General features: G+C 39.4%; 25 protein-coding genes and 3 pseudogenes. 16 read left to right on the forward strand and 12 right to left on the reverse strand.

Annotated features, from left to right (window positions below):
- Window positions 1-1,106 precede the first annotated feature (1,106 nt).
- The 5 genes and pseudogenes from ABHN01_RS01175 (at window position 1,107) to ABHN01_RS01195 (ending at window position 5,070) form a co-directional block, all read left to right on the forward strand.
- Complete coding sequence (locus tag ABHN01_RS01175; protein ID WP_429874044.1) at window positions 1,107-1,325, forward strand: YrhA family protein; 219 nt, start codon at window positions 1,107-1,109, stop codon at window positions 1,323-1,325.
- A 455-nt stretch (window positions 1,326-1,780) separates the two neighbouring features.
- On the forward strand, window positions 1,781-2,467 hold the full coding sequence (locus ABHN01_RS01180; protein ID WP_429874045.1) for a CocE/NonD family hydrolase: 687 nt from the start codon (window positions 1,781-1,783) through the stop codon (window positions 2,465-2,467).
- Window positions 2,382-3,503: a CocE/NonD family hydrolase gene (locus ABHN01_RS01185; RefSeq protein WP_429874046.1), complete on the forward strand. Its 1,122-nt coding sequence runs from the start codon at window positions 2,382-2,384 to the stop codon at window positions 3,501-3,503. Before ABHN01_RS01180 ends, ABHN01_RS01185 begins: the two co-directional genes overlap by 86 nt.
- A 677-nt stretch (window positions 3,504-4,180) precedes the next feature.
- Window positions 4,181-4,548 (forward strand): annotated as a pseudogene (locus tag ABHN01_RS01190) (ATP-binding protein); the annotation flags it as partial.
- 336 nt (window positions 4,549-4,884) lie between these two features.
- A complete protein-coding gene (locus tag ABHN01_RS01195; RefSeq protein WP_429874047.1) occupies window positions 4,885-5,070 on the forward strand; it encodes a DUF2187 family protein in 186 nt (61 codons plus the stop codon).
- A 710-nt stretch (window positions 5,071-5,780) separates the two neighbouring features.
- Here the strand turns inward: ABHN01_RS01195 and ABHN01_RS01200 are convergent.
- Window positions 5,781-6,391, reverse strand: a pseudogene (locus ABHN01_RS01200) (IS3 family transposase); the annotation flags it as partial.
- 521 nt (window positions 6,392-6,912) lie between these two features.
- Between ABHN01_RS01200 and ABHN01_RS01205 the strand changes: the two are divergent.
- Window positions 6,913-7,212, forward strand: coding sequence for a hypothetical protein (locus ABHN01_RS01205; RefSeq protein WP_429874048.1), 300 nt, complete (start codon window positions 6,913-6,915; stop codon window positions 7,210-7,212).
- A 154-nt stretch (window positions 7,213-7,366) separates the two neighbouring features.
- On the opposite strand, the gene ABHN01_RS01210 is transcribed toward ABHN01_RS01205, so the two are convergent.
- Complete coding sequence (locus ABHN01_RS01210) at window positions 7,367-8,860, reverse strand: phospholipase D-like domain-containing protein (protein WP_429874049.1); 1,494 nt, start codon at window positions 8,858-8,860, stop codon at window positions 7,367-7,369.
- Between the two features lie 394 nt (window positions 8,861-9,254).
- On the opposite strand from ABHN01_RS01210, the gene ABHN01_RS01215 reads away from it, so the two are divergent.
- The 7 genes from ABHN01_RS01215 (at window position 9,255) to ABHN01_RS01245 (ending at window position 12,998) form a co-directional block, all read left to right on the forward strand.
- Window positions 9,255-9,461 (forward strand): DUF1657 domain-containing protein, encoded by a 207-nt coding sequence (locus tag ABHN01_RS01215; RefSeq protein WP_429874050.1) that lies wholly within the window; start codon window positions 9,255-9,257, stop codon window positions 9,459-9,461.
- Between the two features lie 81 nt (window positions 9,462-9,542).
- Entirely contained in the window at window positions 9,543-10,007 is a 465-nt protein-coding gene (locus ABHN01_RS01220) for a YhcN/YlaJ family sporulation lipoprotein (protein WP_429874051.1), read from the forward strand.
- 40 nt (window positions 10,008-10,047) lie between these two features.
- Window positions 10,048-10,524: a stage V sporulation protein AC gene (spoVAC, locus tag ABHN01_RS01225; protein WP_091004493.1), complete on the forward strand. Its 477-nt coding sequence runs from the start codon at window positions 10,048-10,050 to the stop codon at window positions 10,522-10,524.
- On the forward strand, window positions 10,525-11,538 hold the full coding sequence (gene spoVAD / locus ABHN01_RS01230) for a stage V sporulation protein AD (protein ID WP_429874052.1): 1,014 nt from the start codon (window positions 10,525-10,527) through the stop codon (window positions 11,536-11,538).
- Window positions 11,539-11,892, forward strand: coding sequence for a stage V sporulation protein AE (gene spoVAE / locus ABHN01_RS01235; protein WP_091004498.1), 354 nt, complete (start codon window positions 11,539-11,541; stop codon window positions 11,890-11,892).
- An 11-nt stretch (window positions 11,893-11,903) separates the two neighbouring features.
- Complete coding sequence (locus ABHN01_RS01240; RefSeq protein WP_429874053.1) at window positions 11,904-12,110, forward strand: DUF1657 domain-containing protein; 207 nt, start codon at window positions 11,904-11,906, stop codon at window positions 12,108-12,110.
- A gap of 24 nt (window positions 12,111-12,134) precedes the next feature.
- Window positions 12,135-12,998 (forward strand): DUF421 domain-containing protein, encoded by an 864-nt coding sequence (locus ABHN01_RS01245; protein WP_429874054.1) that lies wholly within the window; start codon window positions 12,135-12,137, stop codon window positions 12,996-12,998.
- A gap of 184 nt (window positions 12,999-13,182) precedes the next feature.
- Here the strand turns inward: ABHN01_RS01245 and ABHN01_RS01250 are convergent.
- The 4 genes and pseudogenes from ABHN01_RS01250 to ABHN01_RS01265 all read right to left on the reverse strand — a co-directional run.
- Window positions 13,183-13,362, reverse strand: a pseudogene (locus ABHN01_RS01250) (ABC transporter permease); the annotation flags it as partial.
- A gap of 877 nt (window positions 13,363-14,239) precedes the next feature.
- Window positions 14,240-15,151 (reverse strand): superoxide dismutase, encoded by a 912-nt coding sequence (locus tag ABHN01_RS01255; RefSeq protein WP_429874055.1) that lies wholly within the window; start codon window positions 15,149-15,151, stop codon window positions 14,240-14,242.
- A 772-nt stretch (window positions 15,152-15,923) separates the two neighbouring features.
- The gene (locus ABHN01_RS01260; protein WP_429874056.1) at window positions 15,924-16,130 is read right to left on the reverse strand and encodes a capping complex subunit for YIEGIA; all 207 of its coding nucleotides are present in this window, start codon (window positions 16,128-16,130) and stop codon (window positions 15,924-15,926) included.
- A gap of 4 nt (window positions 16,131-16,134) precedes the next feature.
- The gene (locus tag ABHN01_RS01265) at window positions 16,135-17,043 is read right to left on the reverse strand and encodes a YIEGIA domain-containing protein (protein ID WP_429874057.1); all 909 of its coding nucleotides are present in this window, start codon (window positions 17,041-17,043) and stop codon (window positions 16,135-16,137) included.
- 217 nt (window positions 17,044-17,260) lie between these two features.
- On the opposite strand from ABHN01_RS01265, the gene ABHN01_RS01270 reads away from it, so the two are divergent.
- Together ABHN01_RS01270 and ABHN01_RS01275 are read left to right on the forward strand one after the other, a co-directional pair.
- Entirely contained in the window at window positions 17,261-17,977 is a 717-nt protein-coding gene (locus tag ABHN01_RS01270; protein WP_429874058.1) for a 2-phosphosulfolactate phosphatase, read from the forward strand.
- A 38-nt stretch (window positions 17,978-18,015) separates the two neighbouring features.
- Entirely contained in the window at window positions 18,016-18,486 is a 471-nt protein-coding gene (locus ABHN01_RS01275) for a DUF441 domain-containing protein (protein WP_429874059.1), read from the forward strand.
- A 3-nt stretch (window positions 18,487-18,489) separates the two neighbouring features.
- On the opposite strand, the gene ABHN01_RS01280 is transcribed toward ABHN01_RS01275, so the two are convergent.
- The 3 genes from ABHN01_RS01280 to ABHN01_RS01290 all read right to left on the reverse strand — a co-directional run bounded on the left by ABHN01_RS01280 (window position 18,490) and on the right by ABHN01_RS01290 (window position 21,160).
- Window positions 18,490-19,752 carry an MFS transporter gene (locus ABHN01_RS01280; RefSeq protein ID WP_429874060.1) on the reverse strand — a complete coding sequence of 421 codons (1,263 nt, stop codon included), beginning with the start codon at window positions 19,750-19,752 and terminating at the stop codon, window positions 18,490-18,492.
- A 205-nt stretch (window positions 19,753-19,957) separates the two neighbouring features.
- The gene (locus tag ABHN01_RS01285; protein WP_429874061.1) at window positions 19,958-20,782 is read right to left on the reverse strand and encodes a phosphosulfolactate synthase; all 825 of its coding nucleotides are present in this window, start codon (window positions 20,780-20,782) and stop codon (window positions 19,958-19,960) included.
- Between the two features lie 78 nt (window positions 20,783-20,860).
- Complete coding sequence (locus tag ABHN01_RS01290) at window positions 20,861-21,160, reverse strand: hypothetical protein (RefSeq protein ID WP_429874062.1); 300 nt, start codon at window positions 21,158-21,160, stop codon at window positions 20,861-20,863.
- A 201-nt stretch (window positions 21,161-21,361) separates the two neighbouring features.
- Between ABHN01_RS01290 and ABHN01_RS01295 the strand changes: the two genes are divergently transcribed.
- The gene (locus ABHN01_RS01295) at window positions 21,362-21,703 is read left to right on the forward strand and encodes an Arm DNA-binding domain-containing protein (protein WP_429874063.1); all 342 of its coding nucleotides are present in this window, start codon (window positions 21,362-21,364) and stop codon (window positions 21,701-21,703) included.
- A gap of 187 nt (window positions 21,704-21,890) precedes the next feature.
- Here the strand turns inward: ABHN01_RS01295 and cysC are convergent, their stop codons facing one another.
- From cysC to ABHN01_RS01310, 3 genes are read right to left on the reverse strand one after another with little or no spacing between them, the layout of a single operon-like run.
- Entirely contained in the window at window positions 21,891-22,496 is a 606-nt protein-coding gene (gene cysC / locus ABHN01_RS01300; protein ID WP_429874064.1) for an adenylyl-sulfate kinase, read from the reverse strand.
- A 22-nt stretch (window positions 22,497-22,518) separates the two neighbouring features.
- On the reverse strand, window positions 22,519-23,655 hold the full coding sequence (gene sat / locus ABHN01_RS01305; protein ID WP_429874065.1) for a sulfate adenylyltransferase: 1,137 nt from the start codon (window positions 23,653-23,655) through the stop codon (window positions 22,519-22,521).
- A 6-nt stretch (window positions 23,656-23,661) separates the two neighbouring features.
- Window positions 23,662-24,393 (reverse strand): phosphoadenylyl-sulfate reductase, encoded by a 732-nt coding sequence (locus ABHN01_RS01310; protein WP_429874184.1) that lies wholly within the window; start codon window positions 24,391-24,393, stop codon window positions 23,662-23,664.
- Window positions 24,394-24,459: the final 66 nt, after the last annotated feature.

The raw sequence follows: 24,459 nt of genomic DNA on the forward strand, positions 1-24,459 counted from the left end.
GCAGCATAGATGGTTTTTTTTATAATGTCCATTTTAAAGGGCTCAGTTCATGATAAGATCGGTTTTTTTGCTTCCGAAAACTGTCATTATGTTAACTAGTGTGTTTTTATTTCAACTATTGGCAACTTAAGATAATAACCAGACCCTCTGTTCCTACCTTTCGGAATGAACAATCGGAACGGGTGACGTCTGAAAAGGTCATTCAGATTAAACGGGAAACGATTAATCAGCGAAACAGGGAATCGAATGTAGATGATGTTTATTTTTACAAAGTTGAATATGAGCATGAAGAAAAATTTGGGGTTAAATATTACAAAGAAATAAAAAGGACGGTTCTTTGGCTATAGCTGGCCATCTAGTTTCGCGTTCTGTAATATGGAAATCTGAGTCGTCAACGATCTCTGCATAACCAAGCATCCTTAATATGTCAGATGGGGACGACAGGGAGAATGATCGTTGAATGTTGTTCAGATTATGCTGAGGAGTGACGTTCAAAATGGCAGAATACGTTATTAAATATCATTTAGACGGGGCGTTTCCGAAGGTTATTCTGCAGCAGCTGTTTCCAATCTTGGTCGCTTTGTTCCGTCGGACCGTTTAATTGAATGTTTCTATAACAATGATAAGGATTTCACTTTTTCCTTCCATTCGTTTCTTTTTCAATACCTTAATGTAACGTTAATAGTTATCAAAAACATACCATAATTATTGCCCTCTTAATAGGGTCTGATATAGTAGGGGCCATCCCACCTCCTTTTTCATGCAGAACAAAGAATCCTTGCCGCAAGGCAGGGATTTTTGTTTTGAAAAAAGCTCTGTTTAAAATACATCAGTAAAAATTATATACCACAATTATTTTTTATGATGAAATTATAAGGGGTTTCCCGCGCGTTTATGTTGCTATCTTAAAAGGTAAAAAATGAAACGTGCCTATTTGCGGTCACGTTTCATATTTGAAGGAATACGTATAAGGGGTCACCATTTATCAAAATATCAAAATCACGCATAGGATAGAAATGGAGAAAAAACACGAAAATGGAAAATTAGTCCTAGTATCGGGTGACATTATCATTTCAGTTTATGGCTGGATAAAGAATTAGAATTGAATGAAGATTCTCCATGGGTTTATTGAGACCAACGAGATTTGGTACGAAAATGATTGGCAAAAACAATATATATTTTATGGAGATTCCGATACAGCATGGTATTGTTATGACTTAAAGGAACGTATATATGTGGAACTCGAAAAACCCTCAGGAACTTTAATTCAGTCATATGATAGCTTTGATTCCATGTTGAGTGATGCAATTGAAACAGTACTTTAATAATTTGACTTATATCTTCCGTTAGCTAGAAGTAGAATAATGTGACCTTGATGGGCAAACGCCTCTCAAGGTTTATTTTTTTGGTAGGAAGTCATTTTTAAAATTGTAATTAGATAATCCACACGTGCCGCATCGAATGGTGGTGGGGCAGGATATAAATTCTGACGTTCGGTCTCCAGCAATTCATTGGCTGATTGCTCATCGTGGGAGCGCCGTGGTTTCTGATTGAGCGAGCCTCTATTAAAAGAGTGTTTACGAAAATACCTGTTTGGCCAAAATGAGCATTCTGTCGCTTAAATTTGTAAGCGCTTTTATTATAAAATAAATTAATTGTTAATTTTATGTAAATATAGTATGAAAGTGTAATTCACCCTTATTCTACGAAAAGAGGTGATTTTAACTAAGTATATGTGAACGGGGTACGAGGTTTTCAAATGAAAAAGGAGGAGTTTATGATGGGTAGAAAAAGATATGTATCTCTACTCTTAGCCTTGGCATTCTTTCTTTCCGTTTTAACGGGATCAGTTCTTTCTAGGGATTCGGTTCATGCAACAAGGGTGGAATCGATAAACAACTCCAAGGGAATAGGCACGGAAAATCGGAACTGGGTGATAGCAGCAGAAACGCCGCCAACTTCAACTGAGCGTTATCCTGTCACTGTAACGGAGGACGTTACGATCACCATGCGTGACGGAGTTCGTTTAAAGGGCAGGCTTTTTGTACCGGATCTGCCTGACGGTCCCAGTGCTTGTGTCCTGTATCCAAACGGTTATGGTCATGGCAGCCCTTATGTGGCAGAAAATGCGGTACCGCGTGACTTGGCTGAGCGAGGATATGCGTCTCTCCATGTTAGTATGCGTGGTACGGCTCCTTCTGAAGGGACACGCAATCTTTACAACAAGTACGGAGAAGACGGATACGATCTGGTGGAGTGGATGGCGAACCAGTCATGGTGTGATGGAAACGTCGGTACGATTGGTTCGTCGCTGAGAGGGATTAACCAGTGGCTGATCGCGAAGGAACTCCCGCCGAGCTTGAAGGCAATCAGTCCGATTGTTGCTTGCGGAGATTGTTACAATTATTTATGGTACCCGGGCGGAATGCAGCCTGGACCCGGGCGAATTGCCCGCGGTGTGCCGTGAATACTCCTCTGCGATTGAGCACCGGAACTTTGACGATTGGTGGCGCGAGCGGTCCACGTTAAAGGAAGATCTTGAAGCCATTGCTGATCGCGGCATAGCTGCACTCATATCGGGCGGATGGAACGACTATATCTCGCCTGGAAACGTGCAAGCTTTCAAGGATTTTAGCGCCGCCGGCGGTAAGGCAAAACTCATCATGGGCCCGGGTGCACATGGTTCGGTACAGGGGCTTCTTCCGTATAATTTCCTTGATTACCAGGTGCTCTGGTTCGACCATTACTTGAAAGGAATCGACAATGGTATCGATCGTGAGGATGGTGTGCTGATCTACGTGCAAGGGCCGAATCAATATCGATTCGAGAAAGCATGGCCGATCCCTGATACGAAAATGGCTCGGCTGTATCTTAGCAAGGAAAAAAGCGGAACGATCAATAGCTTGAACGATGGCTCACTGAGCATCAAAAGAACGAATCGGCAGAAACTCAGTACATCATACAGTTATTCACCGTCTTCCGGCCCTTTTCTTCCAACGATGCTCAGTACATCAGCAGGTCGATTAAAGATTGATCAGAAACCATATGAAGAGCAAACCGTGACATGGACAACCGGATTCCTGCCTGTCCCAATAGAGGTAACGGGGACATTGTCTCTTACCTTCTGGGCTGAGGCAAACGCGGTCGATTCCGATTTTGTAGTGCAGGTGACAGATGTAGCCCTAAATGGTATGTCAACTCAAGTTTCAGCCGGCTACCTTAATGCTTCACGCGCAAAATCGCGCACGATCTCGACACCGCTTACACCTGGCAAAGTTGAAAAGTATAATATAAAAATTTTGCCAACGTCGTATGTCTTCGAGGCCGGTCATCGGTTACGATTAAGCATTGCGGGTGGAACAAAGGCCCTTCCGGAACAGACCGGTCCTCAAGGTCCTGGCTTGAACCCGGTCCCAGCATCGGTCAAAATTTATCAGGATGACCTTCATCCCTCCAGCTTAGATCTTCCGGTGATCGGTGCCTCTTACATGTCCAAACAATAGCGTCGAGAGGAGACTCAAGATTTTACAGTAATCAATTTAACTCTGCCTCAAAAAGTTTATACACCATTGCCAAAAAGAAGCTGGAATAAATTATTCCAGCTTCTTCCGATTTATTTAACTAGATCAAAACTTAAACCTGCTTCAATGCTGTCTTCTACGCCATCGATAATTACTAAAATCTATAAACATTTATTAAGCAGTGCTTTTTCATCAGTTGAAAGTGCGCTAAGGGCAAGTCCTGATTCATCATCAGACAACCTATTTGAATGTACCTTGTAGTTTTTTGAGGCTTAAAGTCATCAAAAGAAACTTTTTTTGCCATTGTTGAAGTAGATATTTTCTAATTCATCTGTATAATTTTCCTTCATTGTTTTTAAAGCAAGCTTGTATTTGGATGAATTGTCTTTCATTGAAATTGATTTATAATTGGCTGGCAATCCCGACTCTTTATCACTTGCTGCAAAGCCAGAACCAGGGTTCCCACAATGGTAAACCGTAGAACTTGGGTACCAAGTAGAGCCATGATAAGATTATACAAAATTGGAGAGGTGATTGTATGGATTGTAATGGCTTGGGTATTCATGTTGTTCATAGTTTTGATCCTCGCTGTATATGCTATTTTACGTTCTATATTTAAGAAATAATTTTAATTTTGGGGTATTGTTTTCGCCCTACCTTTATTTTTAACGGCTGATGACGTGGCAGCCGAATGCCAAAAGGCAGAAGCCACAGGCACTCTTTCCCGGCTAATCGGCAAATGGAGCTGGCCTGATCTTCTGATTATTGATGAAGTGGGATACTTTCCATTTGATGAACTGGCAGCTAATGTGTTTCTCCAAGTCGTATCCCGTAGATATGAAAAGGGGGCTATTATTCTTACTTCCAATAAGTCGAGTGGGGAAAAGTATTTGGCGATGATGTACTGGCAACAGCCATACTGGACCGCCTGTTGCATCATGCCGTTACGTTTAACATCAAAGGGGAGTCTTATCGTTTAAGAGAAAAGAAGAAGGCGGGTATTTTTCCCGCCTCCGCACCAAAGTAACCGATAAAAATGGGGATTTTTATTCCGGCGAAATTGGGGGGGATATTGACATTTCACTCTTTACTGAGAAAAATTATTCTTTTTTGATGACTATATCTACTAAATTACAAAGAATTCAAAAACCCCCAAATTTTTAGGATACAGGATGTAAAAGTATTAAACGATGGTGGATTTATGTTATTCCGTATAGGAGATTTTTTGGAGAAGCAACAGTGCTTCTAGTTTATACTTTGTCGGCAGGTTTTTAAAAAAATATAACGAATCTAATTTTGTAAGCGCATTTAATAGATTGCGCACGAAGGAAGAAGCAAACTTACAGATTAGGGGGACGTACTTATGGATCAAATCAAAAAAGCAGCTATTGGAGAAAAAGTTTTGTTTGATGAAGGGATTATTGGTGTAGTGGAGAAAGCCAGTGACCATGCGGTGATTGTTAAGATTATCAAAAATCCTTCACTTCAAGAATTTGCCAATGACAAAACCGTGGTCTCTCACCGCAAGTATAAAATAATCATAGACTGAGAGGAAGTTTCTGTATACATAGGTGATATTTTACCAATTGTTCAGCATAGCCGTTAATAAGTTGCTTAAGGGAAAATAAATAAATTACCTAATGGTGAAAATCGAACTATGGTTTTCACCTTTTAACTAGGGTTGTTTTTTGCACTCAGGCTTTAAATCGTCTTATAAAGCGAAATGGAAATGCGAGTACGCCGAAACCAGGATAAAACGGAAACGGGCTTAAAAAAAACACAACGACGCGTTCAGTTGGTTGTGTCTGCTCTACATTTGCATGATAAGATACATATGATCATGATCATGACTGTGAGTTTTTCCTTGGTAACCTGACCCGTCTGTCATTTCGATCTCACAATTTTGCCCTGCACGTTGTTTGCAGGGATAGATGAAATGATGATTATCATCATGTGTATCCATGATTGGGTAATTCAAATTTCCCAGTGTTTGATAGTGTATATTCTCATTCATCGACATGTGATAGCCTGTGTGGATAGAGTATTTATCCTTTATACAAACAAAAAGCTTCCTTAATTCATTTACTAGTTATCCTTTTCCTTTTCAGTAAAGATTGCGACTTAAATGGTCAACCTTATATAATATAACCAGTAACCATAAGGTGATGTAAGAGGGTCGCAAAATGATCCCTACGCCTTATCTCTATTGCGTTTATTGGACGCCTACTTTTTGGAATTACAGTACACTCTTGTTATAAAAACCACATTGTTTTCATCGGAATCGTTACAGCTCTTGGAATGCGGTTTATATTGGGCGACAGTATACACGGATACCAGTCCTTGTTCACCCATAATCCGGCCAATACGGCGTCTGGACACCTCATGCCCAAGCTTTTTCCATTCCACCTTTATTTTTCGAGTTCCGTAGTTTTGTCGGCTGTTTTGAAAGATTTCAATGATGTGAGACGTCAAATCGTCTTCTAAAGCCCTTTCTTTTGCCTCATAATCATACGTGCTTCTGGAAAGTTGCAGGACTTTACACATTGCTGATATCGAGTATTTGTGTTGATTGTTTTTGATCACATTTACTTTCGTCCTAGTATCAGCGCAGCTTGCTTTAAAATGTCATTCTCCATTTGAAGCTGCTTGTTTTCTTTCCTTAATTGGATCAGTTCTTTTTCTTCTGGAGACAAATTGTCTTTTTCCTTGAACGAGCCCGAATTCAAGCTTTGATTCACCCACTTATCCAATGATGAAGGCGTGAGTTCATATTCCCGAATAAGATCTTTTCTTGGTTTTCCATTTTGGTAAAGCTGAACGATCTGTTTTTTAAATTCCGGAGTAAATGTCCGGCGTTCTTTCTTAGTCATCGTAGATTCTCCTCGAACATAGTATCTGTAGTCTACTTGACCTTAATTTTTCTGTCCAACTTAGTGTAGTTCCAGACCGGAATCCGCAAGTGAAGAAGAGAAAAAAGAACGACAACATTCCCACTTGAAAATGGAGAACGAAATCTTAAAAAAGTACTTAGAAATGGTAGATGTGAGCACTGATATTAAATACAATCCAGTGTGAATTTTTCAGATCTTTTTGTTTATGAAAAAGCGATGGTTAGAATGATATGGAAAATAATTAAGGCTGAGCAATGAGACCTACGGATAAAGTTAAGTCTTCTTAATCAATAGTGGCTTTTTAAGAGATACATACAGTTCCCCGTTCAGTTTTAACTGCGAAAAAATCTATTTAGCACTATATAGAATTCGTCAAATAAACAAAAAAACACTCCCTGTTTCTATGGAGGTGCTTTAACAAAACTGGTGCTTTACCTAATGCAATTTGTCAAAAATCACATACACTGAAGAGGATTAGCGAAACCTTGAAGGAGGACACAATGAATAATCATAATTTGATAACAAACTACGTTGATAACCCACAACAGGGGCTGGGGATGATCCTTCCACGGGAATTTCCGTATTGGGGTACGGCGCCACCAACAGGATACGTACTTACAACACAGCAATTACAACTGATTCAGCAACTTGTTGATTCCGGGACGCAGCCTCATCATAGTACAGGGTCTAACCCTGGTCACCATCCACCCGGACATTATAAAGGATATTACTATGGTTATCCTGCAAACTATGGTGGCTATCCCGTTAATTGTGGATGTCCGTGGTATGGATGGATTTAATAAAACCCGTGGGAAAAGGGGTCAACATGGACAGACAGATTATTGATCATCCTCAAATATCTATAGGACCGTATGTGAAGACAGCATCATGTTTTCTTACATACCGGGTAAAGTAAAATTAAATGGGTCCCATGCTTTTTCTTTTACATTTTACTTATAACAATGGAGAAAGCAGGCGAGCTCCCTGCTGAATTATCCGTTGTGAAAGAGAGCGCTGCTGTAAATCTTCCATGGTCAACTGCAACGAATCACTAAGATCAAGCTCGAATTGCTCTGTGAGATCCCGTGCTACATCGATACTGTAAACGACTTCACACACCTCGTAATTAAGCCGAAAGCTTCTCATATCGTAATTTGCAGCGCCAACTTCAGCAATCTCCTCATCGACAATCATGACCTTCGCGTGTAACAACCCTTTGTCGTACAGGTAGATTTGAACCCCGGATTCCAACAGCTCTCCGTAAAAGGTGGGGCTTGCAAGACCCACGATTTTTTGATCTACGTGGCGAGGAACCAGTAGTCTTACTCGGACACCACGGGCCACAGCTGTCTTTATAGCAAGGATAATATCTTCATCGGGCACAAAATAAGGTGTGGTGATATCAATGGTTTTGGTAGCTTGTGTCACCAGAATAAAGTAGGCCTCCCGGACGACCGGCGTTGGAATGCTAGGATTGCCTTCTAACGATTGAATGTACGCTTTGTGCAATGGTTCTATCCTTGAGAAAGTGTCTATACCCTCTAACGTGCCCATTTCAGTACGCCATTGTGCCGGCCCTACGGAAACACGTGTCTTGCCCGGTATCTGAGATTTTGGAATGTTTTGTTGCTTTTCTTGATCTTGTGTTGTCTTCGACTTGATCCTTTCCGGCGCCGCGATGTTCCAGTGGGTGTCGAAAATAGTCTGCAAATCGACAGGCGCTTCACCTGTGATTCGCAAATGAGTGTCACGCCAGAATCCCACTTCTGGCTTTAAACCTGTATACTCATACCCTACGTTGATCCCACCTGTAAATGCTTCCTTTCCGTCGATTAGTACAATCTTACAATGATCCCGATAATTCCAGTTGGAGAACATCCAAGGGAAACGCAATGGAAATATGGTCCGGCATTCAATCCCTGCATTCATCATCTCAGTGATCTTATGCTGTGGAAATTGACGGCTTCCAAAACCGTCTCTCACAAAGCGGATCTTCACGCCAGCTGTAGCCCGTTCGAGCAGCAGGTCCGTGATCTGTCTGCCAATCTGATCATCCCGGAAGATGTAATATTCCAGATCAATCTTTTTTTGGGCGCTCTTGAGCGATTCAAGAAGCTTTCCATAGGTTTTAATACCGTTTATAAGTATTTGGACTTTGCCGGCCCGAAGTCCATGCACGCTCAATTTCCCTAAAGCATGTGCGATGACCGAGGCAGAGGGGCTAAATGAATCAGGCAACTGGTGTGATTCATGATGCGGAGAAGTCAATCTTTTTCGACCAATACGAACAGGATTCGTTGTACTGAGATAAAGTCCAAAACCGATGATAGGCAAAATGAGGCAGAAAGCTAACCAATTCAAGGCCTTGGCTGGCCGGCGAACCTCACGAATCGCTATGATTAACATAAAGATCGTATTTATTATGTATAGCCAAAGAATCCACATCAACAAAAATCCCCTCCTTTTTTATTCTCTAACATGTGTAAATGGTTATGTAAGTATACAACTTTTTCATACCATATAATGGATGAGGGCTTTTCTTCTTTAATACAGCTAATTATTATTATTTTTAATAATGATTTGATAATCCTTTTGGGTAACTATCCGATGTATTTGGGGCTGCCCTACCATTTTCTTACTAAACGGAGAAAAATCAATCACCACTGCATATTTGAGTACGGATATAATTTTCCCCATTTCTCCCATATGGTTTGGACTGTCAGGCTCTACGAAATATTTTACTTCCTTGCTTTTTCCAACCCACTTTTTGGAAGGGATAATACCCATTAAAGCGTGGCAACATAATGCTTGAACTTTTGGTTCAATTAAAGGAGGAAATCAAATGACAGTCGCAAGCAATTTAAAAACAACCCTGGCAGGATTAAAAAGTGCTCAGGCAAGTCTTGAGACCTTTGCTCTTGATACTGAAAACCAGCAGGCAAAGCAATTGTTTCAAAACTGCGCCCAACAAGCCCAGACAATCGTGGATTCTTTAAATCCGCGTCTGCAAGAAATTGAACAAGAAGAGCCACAATATAAACAACAGTAAACGGATTGAAATCAGTGAAAAGGGTGATCATGTCATCCTTTTCCAATTTCTTTTTTACATATTTCAGGAACGGGTGATCGTATGAGAAAAATTCAATCAAAGGGTATTTTGATTCCTCTTTTGGTTTTACTGCTACTGAATTCTGGTTGTAACAAACCGAATGATGAAAACAAAAAAAAGAACGAGAATTCAACCACTCAAATTGCCTATGTACAAACTCATCAGTCTGCTTCCCATCAGGCGAAAAAAGAGATTCTTTCCATGGAAGAAATCATCGATGTTAAAGCAGTAAACTCTGACAAGGAGATGTTTGTGGCCGCAAAACCAAAACATCTGGAGCGCTTTCAGTTAAAAAGTCTACGAAAGAAAATTAAAAAACGGCTGGAGAAACAATTTCCTGACCTAAAAGTGTATGTTAGTACCGATCAAAAGATCTTAAAAAAACTTGGGGAATTGGAAAATAAATTAGATGAACCGAAAATGAACACGAAAAAAATTAATAAAGAACTTCAAAAGATTAAAGCTAAAGCGACGGACGAAGCATAATCAATTTACCCAACTCTTTTTGTGGAAAGGAAACCTTTCAATGGCAAATAACAATAAAGAAGTAACGCCTGTTCAACAAGAATATCAAAAATTTCAAGAAGAAAGGGAAACCAAACGACCCGTACTATCCAATTGCATTAAAGCATTTTTCGTGGGTGGTTTTATTTGTTTGGTAGGACAGCTCATTTCCTTTATGTATATCAATTATTTTGATTTTACAGAAAAAAACGTAGGGAATCCGACTGTTGCTACTTTAATTTTCATTTCTATGCTGTTAACGGGATTTGGAGTCTATGACCGGATGGCACAGTTTGGTGGGGCGGGTACAGCGGTGCCGGTTACGGGTTTTGGAAATTCTGTCATCTCCGCTGCGATCGAGCACCGGACAGAAGGATTTGTTCTTGGCGTCGGCAGCAACATGTTTAAGTTAGCGGGCTCAGTTATTTTATTTGGTGTATTTTCTGCATTTGTTATCGCCATCATTAAAACCCTTATTATTCAATATGGAGGTTTTTAAATGTTAAATGGACATCGGACATGGGTGTTTGAAAATAAGCCTGTGATCATCTCAACCGGAACGGTCGGAGGGCCTTTTGAAGCAAATGGGCGAATCGCTGAAGACTTTGACCTCCTTCACGAAGATTTATGGCTCGGCCAAGATTCATATGAACAGGCACAAACGGTTTTGTTTGAAGAGTCTTGCGACACTGCGATTAAAAAAGCCGGTCTAAGAAAAGAAGATATCCAATTTATTTTAGCCGGGGATCTTATTAATCAGATTACTTCGACGAGTTTTGCCTGCCGAACTCTGGAAGCTCCCTACTTAGGTTTATTTGGGGCATGTTCCACATCAATGGAAGGTCTCGCTCTAGGTGCAATGATCGTCAATGGGAAAGGCGCAAAGTACTTATTAACTGGAACAGCCAGTCATAATGCGGCGGTGGAAAAACAATTTCGTTACCCGACAGAATATGGCGGACAGAAACCGCCAACTGCCCAATGGACCGTAACAGGAGCTGGAAGTGCCCTCTTAAGTGACAAGGGAAAGGGACCTTGCGTGACTTCAGCAACGATTGGAAAAGTGGTTGACATGGGACTGTCTGATCCATTTAATATGGGCGGAGCTATGGCACCAGCAGCTGTAGATACCATTGAGGCCCATTTAAAAGATAGAGATATAGAACCTTCCTATTATGACCTCATTGTCACGGGAGATTTAGGTAAAATCGGCCATCATATTGCACTTGACTTAATGAATAAACATGGTTTGTCTATAAAGAAGGGTCTATTTCAAGATTGCGGAAAGATGATTTATCGTGAAGGACAACCAGTATTGGCTGGTGCAAGTGGTTGTGGATGTTCTGCAACGGTGGTTTACGGGCATTTATTAAATCGAATGAAAAAAGGGGAATTTAAGAAAATGCTTGTCGTGGCAACAGGCGCTCTTCTATCTCCTTTAACTTTTCAGCAAAAGGAAACGATTCCTTGCATTGCTCATGCGGTATCCATCGAATATGGAGGTGAAGAGTAAATGGCAATTTTTTTCTGGGCTTTTGTCATTGGTGGGGCGATTTGCGTGATCGGCCAGATTATGTTTGACGTTTTTAAATTGACTCCTGCTCATACAATGGCCACGTTAGTTGTCGTGGGTGCGATTCTTGACGGGGTGGGCTTATATGAGCCTTTAATGGATTTTGCTGGAGCCGGTGCAACGGTTCCAATTACAAGCTTTGGAAATGCTCTTGTGGATGGAGCTATGGCAGAAGCGGAAAAACATGGCATTATTGGTGTGATCACCGGAATGTTTAAGGTAACAAGTGCGGGTATATCCGCAGCCATCATTTTTGGAATGATAGGAGCATTACTATTTAAACCCAAAGGATAGGAGGCTGGCCAATGACAGTAGCATCCAATGTTAAACAATGTATGGTAACTTTAAAAGCGGCAGAAGCAACTCTAAGTAGTTTAGCGCAAAAATCTACTGAAGACCAAGAAAAAAAATTATTTCATGAGTGTATGTTAGAGGTAGGAAAAGCGATTTCAGATTTAAAGAAAAGAATCGCACAACTTGAATTCGAAGAACCACAATATAAAGGAAAGTAGAAACTCGATAAAAAGGAGATTGTTATGTTAGATTGGGTAGATATTGTTGTACGTTCCTTTATTTTTTTGATCACTCTCTTTTTATTAACAAAATGGTTCCTGGGCAAAAAACAATTATCACAATTGTCTTTTTTTGAATATGTAACAGGGATCACCATTGGAAGTATTGCGGCAGAAGTCACGATGGGATTGGAACGAAATATCATGCATGGTCTCATTAGTATGAGCATTTGGTCGTTGGTTCCTTTTGCCATTGGACTTGTTTCCTTGAAAAGTAAAAAAGTAAGGGATTTTGCAGAGGGTAAGGCAAGGATTATTATAAAAGACGGTAAAATAATGGAGGATAATTTAAAAAAGGAGCGATATACCATTGATGAATTGCTAGAACAGCTTCGTAACAAAAATGTTTTTGAAGTATCTGATGTTGAATATGCTTTACTAGAGCCGAATGGACATCTGAGTGTTTTACTAAAAAAAGAAAACCAGCCTCTTACTGCAAAAGATCTTCAAATTAAAGTTGCTCCTATAAAAGAACCCCAAACTGTCATTATGGATGGAAACATTTTAGATGAGCCCCTGTCCAATCGTGGATTAAACCGAGGGTGGTTAAATGAGGAACTAGATAAAGCCGGAGTTTCTCTCGATAATGTCTTTTTGGCTCAAGTTGATTTATATGGCCAGTTAACGATGGATCTTTATGATGATAAAATCCAAGTGCCTTCTCCCCAGGAAAAGCCATTACTCTTAGCCTCCTTAAAAAAATGTCAGGCCGATTTAGAAATGTTTGCGCTGCAAACCGAATCTAAGGATGCTCAAAGAGTATACAACAAAAATGCTGATCGATTAACCCATATTATCAACAAGTTGAAACCAATGCTGCACGTTTAAAGGAATATAGGAGTGATTAATTTTGATGAAAAATAAAAACAAAAGGCGAAAAAATAATGAAATGGACTGGAATCAGCTAGAATATTTGATGGGAATCTGGAGAAGAACTTATCAAAGAAAAAGTGGTGCTATCCGTCAAAAGTAAAAACCAGAAGAGTGTCCTCTTCTTTATTAAGCAATGTAATTAGAGACGGACTTTCTTACCTATTTTTAACCAGTCTCGTTCAAGAATATCAACGAGTTGGTACATAATGGTGGCCAGGATCGCAATAACGAATAGTCCAAGCAGGACAAGAGTGAAATTAAATACTTGGAAACCATATATAATCATGTAACCGATGCCTTCTTTGGCGACGAGAAACTCCCATGGTCAATTTGCTCCAACTCCTCCCATATTTGTTGAAACATCATTGAATAATCTGGATGATGCCGAGCTTCAAATGGGAGCTTCTTTAGTGATTGAGGGACTTTAAAGGTTCGAAAAATACGGCCAGAATTCCTTGAGAATACAATGATCGTTTCACTCATCGCGATGAAAGTCAACCCTTGGGAGGGATAAATCAAATGTTGGCGCTGCTCTATTAAGGAGTGGAGAACCGTCCCATTTAGGAGCTTCTCATCGAACTTTATGGCAAATGTTATAGGGGCATTTCACTGAGAAAGAGGGTATGACAATCATCACTTATACTAAGGAGCAAATTTTAGCTGAACTAACGTATAGTCAATTGATGGAGGTCGAAAAAATTATGAGGAAGTACCCAAAGAAAGTCCAGCCTAGCGAACTTTTGATCATCTTAAAAACCATATTATTGGAAAGTGAAGTTAAGGAAATCGAAAAAAACTTAAAGAAAAAGATAAGTGGTTTAACTATTTTATGAAGTGGGAATATATTTATGTTCACCTTCCGTATTTCAATAACAATAAAACCTTCATGAGGACCCACAAACCCTTGTCTTCAAGGGTTATTTTTTTGTAAAAAAAGCTATTTATCAGAGTATTTTCTTGCCAAGAGTAAAAGAGCTCATGGTTTAACGTTCATGGGTAGTAAGACAAAGCTTCATGGCTAAAACGTTTTTACAGCCGTCCCTAGCGAAAATCATCACAAAATGTTTTATCCTTCATAAAAACTTTGAAAACAAAGTCATCCGCTAGATACAAACCTTTGTAAATTTCCGCTCTTTTTGAAAAAAGGAATAATCACTTTCAGAAGAGTAATAACGCTTTTTACAAATATTGACCTTTTAAAATGGTGGCCACACAATTGTTTTTGCTTGATTGTATCGTTGCTCAACTTCTCTCCAATTCACGATTTTCCACCAATTATCAATATATTTAGCTCGCTCATTTTTATATTGCAGGTAATAGGCATGTTCCCAAACATCTAGCACAAGCAAGGGAATAACATCCCATTGAGTCAGATTCTGATGCTTTTCAGCTGTTAAAATTTCTAAACGATGGGATCGAGGGGCCCAAACGAGAATCGCCCAACCAACAGCTTCAACATTTTTTGCCGCTTCCGAGAATTGCTTTTTAAATTTTTCAAAGTTTCCAAATGTGTTATATATTGCTCTACTTAGATGATCTGATGGTATACCCCCGCCGTGTGGGCTCATAATACGCCAAAAAATTGTGTGTAAATAGTGACCGGAACCGTTAAACGCTGCTTCTCTTTCCCAATGCTTAATCAAACGAAAGTCTCCATTTTCACGAGCTTTTTGCATTTCTAATTCTGCTTTATTAAGTCCATCTACATAACTTTGATGATGTCTATCATGATGTAATCTCATGATTTCTTCTGAAATGACAGGCTCTAGACCATTATATGGATAAGGAAGAGGAGGTAGTTGATGTCCACCGATTGGGACAACTTGAATTCTTTCATATTCGTAATGGATGGATAACAGTTCAGTTCGGTTTAAAAAGGCATTAAGCTTATCATATAAGGAGGTTGCTTTCTTACTTAATTCATGATCATCATGTATGCGGTTTTCCATTTCTATTTCATTTTTTAATAATAAGAAGTTGTCTTCCCATTGTTGAAGAATAGCATTGTCGATATTTGTTAACTGTTCTCGAACTGATTCCCAAGTTATTTTGATATCTTCACACCATTTCAATAATGACTCTCGATGCGTTTTTTCATTTATATGCAATTGTTTTCCCTCCTAGGTAACTGTCACTAACAAGATATGAGTGATTACCGTAAAAATTCACGGAGAAACATTAATACGCAGTGAAAGAGCCACCACAGTCTATCCCATTCATCTCATTCAACAATGACCGGACCAAAATGGAAGAACATTTTACTTCAAAGTAATTACTAAGGAGGGACTCACACTTATTTAGCAAAGACCAGAGTATTAACACTCGAGGAGGAAGCCGCCCGGAAATTACAACAATCTTGTGCTTGAGTTTGTTGTATATCAAAAAAGTAAACAACGAAGCAGTCTAAACCACCCAAAGAGATGTTCTTTGGTGGTTTTACTATTGTCGAGAATTTAAATTTTAGGGAGCCTAAAAAGGGTTTAAGTACTATATGTGGAAAAGTACAAATTTCATGAACAAACGATAATCTGTTTAACAACATTTAAGTCGACAAAGGTACCAGTTAGCGCCAGTACCCAATCCAAAATCTAGTACTACTTTGTTTTTAAAATAACGTGTATTTGATCGTCGTGATTTTGAATATATATTAACAATCTCCCATATGCCATATAATAAAAACAGGATCTTTAAATTCAAACTATCGCTTCTTGAAATTAACTATAACAATAAAAAAGTGAGTTTTACGTTCACTTCTTGTTGGTTTGCAACATTTTAAAAGTAAATCATGTTTGAGTACATGCACCCGCCGGGCTGTGGAGCGAACCTCTACATCCTATGGTAACATTATTTGTCTTTGCAACAGTTCGTGATAAAGAAGCTCTATATTCTAATGATAAGATAGTCTTTCGTTTTCATTCTGACCACTTCTGCTTTTAATGCTTTCGCAATATCAGACGTCATTTCTTTTTGTTCCTCTTCATTCAATGCTAATAAAGTAAGAGGTTTTCCGGAAAGTACTCGATCCTTATTCAGTGTAACCACTGCTAAAATGTCATAGTTTGGCTTCATTACTGATTCTTTTCCCATATCTTTATTTTCCTCTCAAATTAGTTTTCATGACAGATTCTGCTTTTTTTACACTTTCTATTAACGGACATTTTTTTACCACTTCAATAAATGCATCAATATCTTTTTTTATCGGGATAAGGGCAATGACTACGCTGCCATTTTCAAAATGTCTTCTTGTAAAATGATAACGCTTTACTCCCAAAGTTCGTATTGCTTCAAACAGTGCTGCTTGACGTTGACCAAAATTCTCCAGGTTGATACGAAAATGGTCTTCATTTGGATAAATGACAACCGCCATCCCCTCTTCTTTGAATAGCTTTTGAGCATAGTCACTTCCAAGTTGATTACTGATAAACACCCCATCTACAAAGAGTTCAGATTCATGAACTTCAATTTTACCGGGTCTGACTTGAGCGATATCGCCAATTGTTTTTCCTTTTGATATTCGAACTAACAAAAAGAGGAAAAAAAGTCCAACAGCGATCCCGATAAAAGTTCCAATCCATCCATTAAACGGTTCAATGTGTATCGCGAAAGATGTAACTAAGGCTACAACTAAGGAAAAATAATTCCTTGCTTCAAATGTTTTAGCGATGCCATCAATATAAGCTTTGCCTCTATACGTAAATTCAGTTTCTTCCAAGTCAGTTAAACTTTCTTTTTCCATTTTACGAACGTCCCTGAATTGCTGGATGGCTATGGCCAAGAAGGTAACTGCAATAAAATTCTTAGCCAACAATGCAGGGAGGGCTACGGCTCCTATAGCCGCTGCGACAAATCCGGTAATTAAATGAATTAAATATCCATTAGGATAACTAGGATATTGGCGAAAATCCTCCTTTAAAGTGGCGAAGCGGGCGAAAGTTCCAATGATAATGGCTGTAATAATTGTATTTAAATCAGACGCAGCTAACATTTCTTTTCCTGGCATAATGGCACCTACATTTGTTTATTTATTAATAGAAGTGTCGACAAAAGGCTTTAGAAACATTCATTTACTGTCTTATGATCGTTGATGAATGATAAATTTTTTTGATTCTGTCTTTCTAAATTTCCACAGAAAATGCACTCATGTGAATCAATTTTTTCTGGTATGTCATACATTAAATTTATGTTGTTAAGCGTAAAGTCTGAAAGGAGAGGATTATATGCGAATTCTAACGGTTTCCACCGTTGAAGAAATAAGACCCGGACATGTAGACGGTCGAACGGTAATCGTAATTGATGTACTTAGAGCGTCAAGCACAATTGTTACAGCTTTAGACTCCGGTTTCGAATTCGTTATTCCTGTTGGAACAGCCACTGAAGCATTTGCTTTGCACTCATTAAATACCGTCATTGCAGGGGAGAGGCATTGCCAAAAAATTGATGGTTTTGACTACAATAATTCACCTACTGAGCTGAGAAAAAAAGACCATAAAGGGAAACATCTTATTTTAACTACGACAAATGGGACTAAGGCCGTTGAAAAAGCAGCTAAAGCAGACAGGCTGTTGATTGGCTGTTTTCTTAACGCCTCTGCTTGTATAAACGCCGCGATGGTACACAATAGGGATATAACCATTTGTTGCGCAGGTACTCGAAATGAATTTGCTTTAGAAGATGGACTTGCGGCAGGAATGATGGTCCATTCAGCAAAAAAACAGGCCTCTTATATCGAGACCTGTGATTTTTCGGACGCACTGGAAGCCTGCTTTCTTCAGCTGGCTCAGCGACTTCCTAAACTCCTTTTTACAACCACTACCGGAAAACGATTAGTCCAGAACCAATACACAGATGATATTCAATACTGCGGTCAAACAGACGTTTTGAAAATAGTCCCAATTGTGAAAGGAAATAGAATACTCTCTTTGTCGGACACATAAAACTGTATAAGTAGAAACGGGACAGGGGTTGGTTGACAATGAATATTTCTTCAAGTGAATTTGCACTGGTATTTCTTATTATCGTAGGTTTAATTGGTCGTTCTCCGATTATTGCCACCGCTGCTAGCTTACTGCTAGTGTTGAAATTGTCTTCACTAGAGCGTTTATTCCCCATGTTAGAACGTCGTGGTTTAGAACTAGGGCTAATGTTTTTGACGATATCCGTTTTAGTGCCATTTGCAAGCGGAAAAATTACCGGGAAAGACATCTTACTGCTCCTTACAACCCTTTCGGGAGCAGTGGCCCTTGCAGGTGGAGCGCTTGCTACATATATGAACGGTAAAGGATTGGCAATGCTTCGAGTGGAGCCTAATATGATTGTCGGTCTTGTTGTTGGCTCCATAATCGGAATTGTTTTTTTGCGCGGGATTCCGGTAGGCCCTCTTATGGCAGCCGCAATCACTGCCTTATTAATGAAAATCATCTATTTCGTATCAAAAGTATTCTAATGGTTATGACGTGGGTACCTTCGATCTCTTTTTAAAAAGGGTAGCCAATTGTTGTTTGCCTCCTGTTTCTTCTTTTTTATTTTTACCCGGTTTAATGAAAAAAAAGGCTAAAATTAAGGTCAACAAACTTAAACCGGCCATACTGAAAAAGACCGTCTTATGGGAGATTTTCATCAGCCAGCTAAAAAGAGGTGGACCAAATGCTACGCCGAGAAAACGCACACTGCCGTATAAAGAGGTGATCATGCCTCTTTCTGCTTTTTCAACCGCTCCTGTGATTAACGTGTTTAAACAAGGTAATAAAAGTCCTGTTCCGATACTACCGAGCGTTAATAGGCCAATCAAGAGATAAATTTGTTGAAAAAAAGAAACAGTAAGCATTGAGCCAGTTAAAAACAGTAGCCCAATGATCATTATTTTTCGTATTAGCGGTTTGTTCTGATCAATTTTCGCACCAGTGATATAAGCCGTAACCACCATCCCAATCAATGGAACGGCAAGAATACACCCTTTAATCATCCCATCAATCTTATATTTTACTTCCAATATATCTGACAAATAAAATAAAACACCAAAAAGGATAAACAACCCTACTGATCCTACAAAAAATGCTGGAATCATCCATTTCCCTTTCTGTTTAAATATTTGCTTCAAAGCCCCGAGATACTCAGGCAGAGGTTTCCCGTCCATTTTTTTCTTTTCCTTCACACCAAACCATATAAAGGCCGCTGTAGCAAAGCAAAGAATGGGAAAGGTAAAAAACACCGCGAACCAGGTAATAAGAGCAATGACAGATCCCAAGATTGGCGAAAGGATTTTTCCTATCCCATTTGTGGATTCAATAATTCCAAGTGCTTTGCTTTCTTGTGTCCCTGAATAAAGATCTCCAATTAAAGCCATGGCTATAGGGGAGGTGCCAGCAGCTCCAATACCTTGAATTACTCTTCCTATCAGAATCACCATGTATGGATCCTCCATGATCCAAGCCGCTAATCCCGACACGATTCCTCCAATTCCATAGATCGCTAATGAAGTTACAATGATCCACTTACGGCCAAATCGATCGGATAAATACCCGATTAAAGGAATGATCAAGCCTGCCGCAAGGGAGAACAGCGTAATGATGAGACTGACTTGGAATTGGGATAAGTTCAATTTTGATTTCATAGTGGGAAGTACAGGGACTAACATCGAATTTCCCAATACCATAACCAAAGGGATAAGAGCGATTGCGACCATGGTTGCCTTTCCTTGTTTTGCTGCCATTTTCCTTCCTCCAATATAATTATCTTTTCTCTGTTACCATTTCCCTTCACTAAACGTTTGATGTATGAACACGTGTTAATTATTTTCATATGCACAACATATGGCTATTTTTTAAACAGCCCTACTGTGAGCAAACAGGGTGGAGAGTATTGATGGTAAATAATAAAAACTGGAGAGAAAAAACTCTACTCCAGTTTTTTATACGTTAGTCGACCCTCATAACAGATCCGGGTTGGTCTGTTGGAAAAGTATCGAATCTAAGCCCCCTTCTGAGGCATTCCAGATTACAGGCATCTTCAAATTGAACATTCCCAACATTTACGTTTCTTCCCCAGAAATGGATTAATTCGATTTGCTGGTTTTTTTGCGGAGCTTCCCATATGAGATATTTCCTCATATTAGTAGGAATCGTTTCTTGGATATCGAGAAGAAATTGTTTATCTATAAGCCCTTGTTCGTTAAAAATACCGACATTTTTTCCCGATTCCCTTCCTTCCACAATTACGTTAGCGGCGCCACATTCAAGATCCGAATAAAGGGTGCGCTCTAATTCTTCTACTTCGAAATGGCTACCGATTGCTTTTTTACCACATTCAGTTATGACCGTAAACCCTTCTGAAACAGCCCTTTTAATCATCTTTTGCCTTCTTCTAGCAGGCAATTCAATCGTACCATCGGATATTTCAATGTGATCAAAACCCATTTTCTGCAAATAATCGAAATATTCTTTTAATACACCCTTATAAGATGCGATTTCAAATAAAGTTCCGCCCGGATATAAGATGATGTTTTTCTTTTTTGCCAAAAGAAGCTTTTTTTGCAAAACTTCAGGCGGATATAACACTGTGGTGCCAAAACCTAATTTTACATAGTCAACAAATGGACCTATAAACTGTAAGTGCTCTTGAAATAAAGCGAGACAGATTCCCTTATCAATTAACATAGTTAAACCACGTTCTTCTGATTTACTGACCCTTTCTCCTGATGGATCAATTAGCTCCGGATGACAGGTAAACTTGGGATGATTCACAAAAAGGTCCCTCCTAGTGGGTAACAGACTATAAATCATCCTATGCTTACCAGGCTGAAGGGGTTCTCTCAGTAACCTTTATTCATTTTTTTCTTCTTTGTCTTGATCTAATTCCAATGCCTCTCCACCAAGATGGATAAATAGATTCGGCTCTTTCTCCATGCTGCCAAGAATGGATTTTTTTAGTCCGTCGATAAATTTTGAGGTGATATCAATAAAGTTTTGCTCCTCACCTGCATCCTCCAACTGACCCATGACAAAAAGATCATTTTCGCCTTTAAACAAATAGGAAATGTATCCCACCGCTTTCCCGTTTGTGTCGACCACATTAATTATTTCTCCTTGCTCATTACGAAACTCGGGTTGGAAGAATATCAAAAGTAAAACTCCTTTCCGTTATTTAAAATTAACATCGTTTTTTTCCTTAATTCCATTTACTTCTTATAGTGGCTAAGTAATGCAAAAAAAATGCGCAACCCGTTTGGCTGCGCATTTGAGGAAAATAGAGAAGACGTATTGATGAACAAAAGTTAAAGAATATGCCCTGCTAAAAAAAAACATTTGAAAGGAGATTGGCACATGAGACAGCCTAAAATTTATGATGGTGGTTATGGTTTTCGTACGGATATTGGAATCGATCCAGTGACAGGTAAGCGAAAGCAAAAGCGATTTGGGCCTTTTCGAACCAAAGGAGAAGCAAAGAAAAAAAGAGCCGGGACAATGGTTGAGGTGACCAACGGAACATTTGTTAACCCTACGGATATGAAACTTGGTGAGTTTCTTATCAAATGGCTGGAACATAAAAGAAAAAATGTTTCTAAAGGGACCATGGCCAATTATCAGCTATATGTCATCAAACACCTCAGTATATTCATTTTTATTGTAACATGTCTTTTTCAGCTTTTTAGTCTTATCCATTGACCTTCTATTAGCTGGTATTGCTGAAGATCATTTCTTAAACCTTATTCAAGATAAGCACCACATTAGTTATAGAAAAAAGTTTAGAAGGGATAAAATAATTCCCCACATTAAAACAAAAAACTCCAGCATAAATCAGTGATATAGGAAGATTCCTACAAGTTTCAACTAACTGATTAATTAAGGGGAATTAACGAGGAATGTAACCTCTATCCACCAAGTAATGAATTACTTGATCGACCGACTTCGTTATCGATTGTTTATCTGTTTCTATTGTAATATCTGGTGAAAAGGGTTCTTCATATGCAGAAGATATGCCAGTAAATTCAGGGATTTCGCCGGCTCTAACTTTTTTATAAAGACCTTTTGGATCACGCTTTTCGCACTCAGCGAGAGAACATTTAGTGTATACTTCAATAAATTCTCCTGCTTCGAGGAGACTTCTAGCCAGATTTCGATCATCACGAAAAGGTGAAATAAATGCGGTAATAACAATCATACCTGCATCAACAAAGAGTTTGGAGATTTCACCGATTCTACGAATATTTTCCTTTCGATCTGCTGGGCTGAAATCGAGATCTTGATTAATTCCATGACGAATATTGTCTCCATCCAATAAATATGTCCTTAAGCCTTTGTCATAAAGCCGTTTTTCGACTTCATTTGCTATTGTTGATTTGCCGGAAGCTGATAGGCCAGTGAACCAAAGTACGGTACTGTGATGACGGTTTAGCCTTCTTCTTGCTTCTTTCATCACAGTAGCACGATGCCAGATTACATTCACATGATGTGCCACAATGTCTGTCTCCTTTTTATCTTTAATGTGAAGCTATTTTCATTCCATTAATCAAGACCGTTGCCACTTCTGGACGGCTAAACTCAGGTGGCGGAGCTTCACCATTCCTCAGCAATTGCCTTACTTTTGTACCCGAAAGAATAACTCGGTCATGTGTGCTATGAGGACATGTTTTGGCCGTGGCCATATTCCCGCATTTTGTGCAATAAAAAGCGTGTTCAAAGAACAATGGAATAATTCCTAAATCCTCTTGGGTAAATTGATTAAAAATAAGCTGGGAATCATAAGTTCCATAGAAATTGCCAACCCCCGCATGATCCCGCCCGACTATAAAATGTGTACATCCATAATTTTTTCTTACCAACGCGTGAAAGACCGCTTCTCTGGGGCCTGCGTACCTCATCGCCGCCGGAAACACCGCAAGAAACACGCGGTTTTGTGGATAATAATTTTTAAGTAAGACTTGGTAACTCACCATTCGAATTGGAGCAGGAATGTCATCCGCCTTTGTTTCGCCTACCAGAGGGTGAAGGAATAGTCCATCAACCATTTCCAGAGCAGATTTTTGAATGTATTCATGTGCCCGGTGAACAGGATTCCTTGTTTGAAAGCCGACGATGGTTTTCCAGCCCCGCTTCCTAAAGGCTGCTCTCGTTTCTTTTGGATCGTCGAAAAACTCAATGAATTCATTCTTTGGCAGGCGTTTTACAAGGGTAATTGGTCCGGCAAGGTACATACTCGGCCGCTCCCTGAGCTTTTTTACGCCGGGGTGAGCGAGGTCTGTGGTTTGATATACCTTTGCCGCTTCCAAATGTTTATTTGGATGATATTTTTCTTCCAGTCTCAAAATCCCATATACAATTCCTTTATGAACAAGTTTTACTTTTTCACCGAGTTTTAAGTAAATGGCCTTCTCTTCCGAAACCGGAAGGGTGATCGGAATACTCCATACGTGGCCACTTGATAGTCTCATGTCATTTAAAACAGTTTGGTAATCTTTTTCACCCATAAAGCCTGTAATTGGACTGTAGGCTCCGATCGCAATCAATTCAAGATCAGATAAAGCGAAAGAATCCAGCTCTACTTGCTGTTGAACCGATGACCAGTCATATTCTAGGTTTACCCGATTGATTAATGTTCCGCCGTGAGGCTCAATCATAAGGGATCACTCCTTATTTTTTGAGGTTTTCAGATGCAGACCGCACTCCGTTTTGTTTAAGCCGGTCCAACGACCTGCGCGTAAATGGCTACCGTCGTTAACCGGCAAAGTACAATGAATGCAACCAATACTTGGGTATCCGCTTTTGTGCAATGTATTGTATGGTAATTGGTTTAGGTAAATATAGTCCCATACATCCTCCCATTTCCAATGAATTAGGGGACAAATTTTTATTGATGAGAAACGGTCATCTTTATTAATGAATTGTGTGTTGGCACGAGTCGGGGATTGGTCTCTTCTTAAACCGGACATCCAAGCCTTTTTGGTGTTTAAAATCTTCTCGAGCGGTTCAAGTTTACGCATACTGCAACATAAATCAGGATTTCTTTTCCATAAGGCATCTCCGTATTGTACCGCTTGCTCATCTATTGAAAGGGCAGGTTGGAGCAATTCAATCTGTAGACAAGGATATTTTTGTTTCACGCGATCAATTAACTCATACGTTTCTTTGAAATGGACATTTGTATCAAGAAAAATAACTTTTGCGTCAGGTCGCACCTTGCTTATAAGGTCGAGAATGACCATCCCTTCTGCACCAAAACTGCAGGCATAAACAAGCTCATCTTTAAAGGTTTCATAAGCCCATTTGATAATATCTAATGAGCTGCTTCCGGCGAGGGTATTGTTTATTCTTGTATAGTCTTTGTCCGTAAGATATTTATAGGATAATTCAGCCATCATCGTACCTCCCTCCTTGTAATGTAAACAATTTGCGTTTCATAACATTGATTTTCATTCTTAGTA

The organism is Fictibacillus sp. NRS-1165, assembly GCF_050468105.1.
Taxonomy (GTDB): domain Bacteria; phylum Bacillota; class Bacilli; order Bacillales; family Fictibacillaceae; genus Fictibacillus_C; species Fictibacillus_C terrinigri.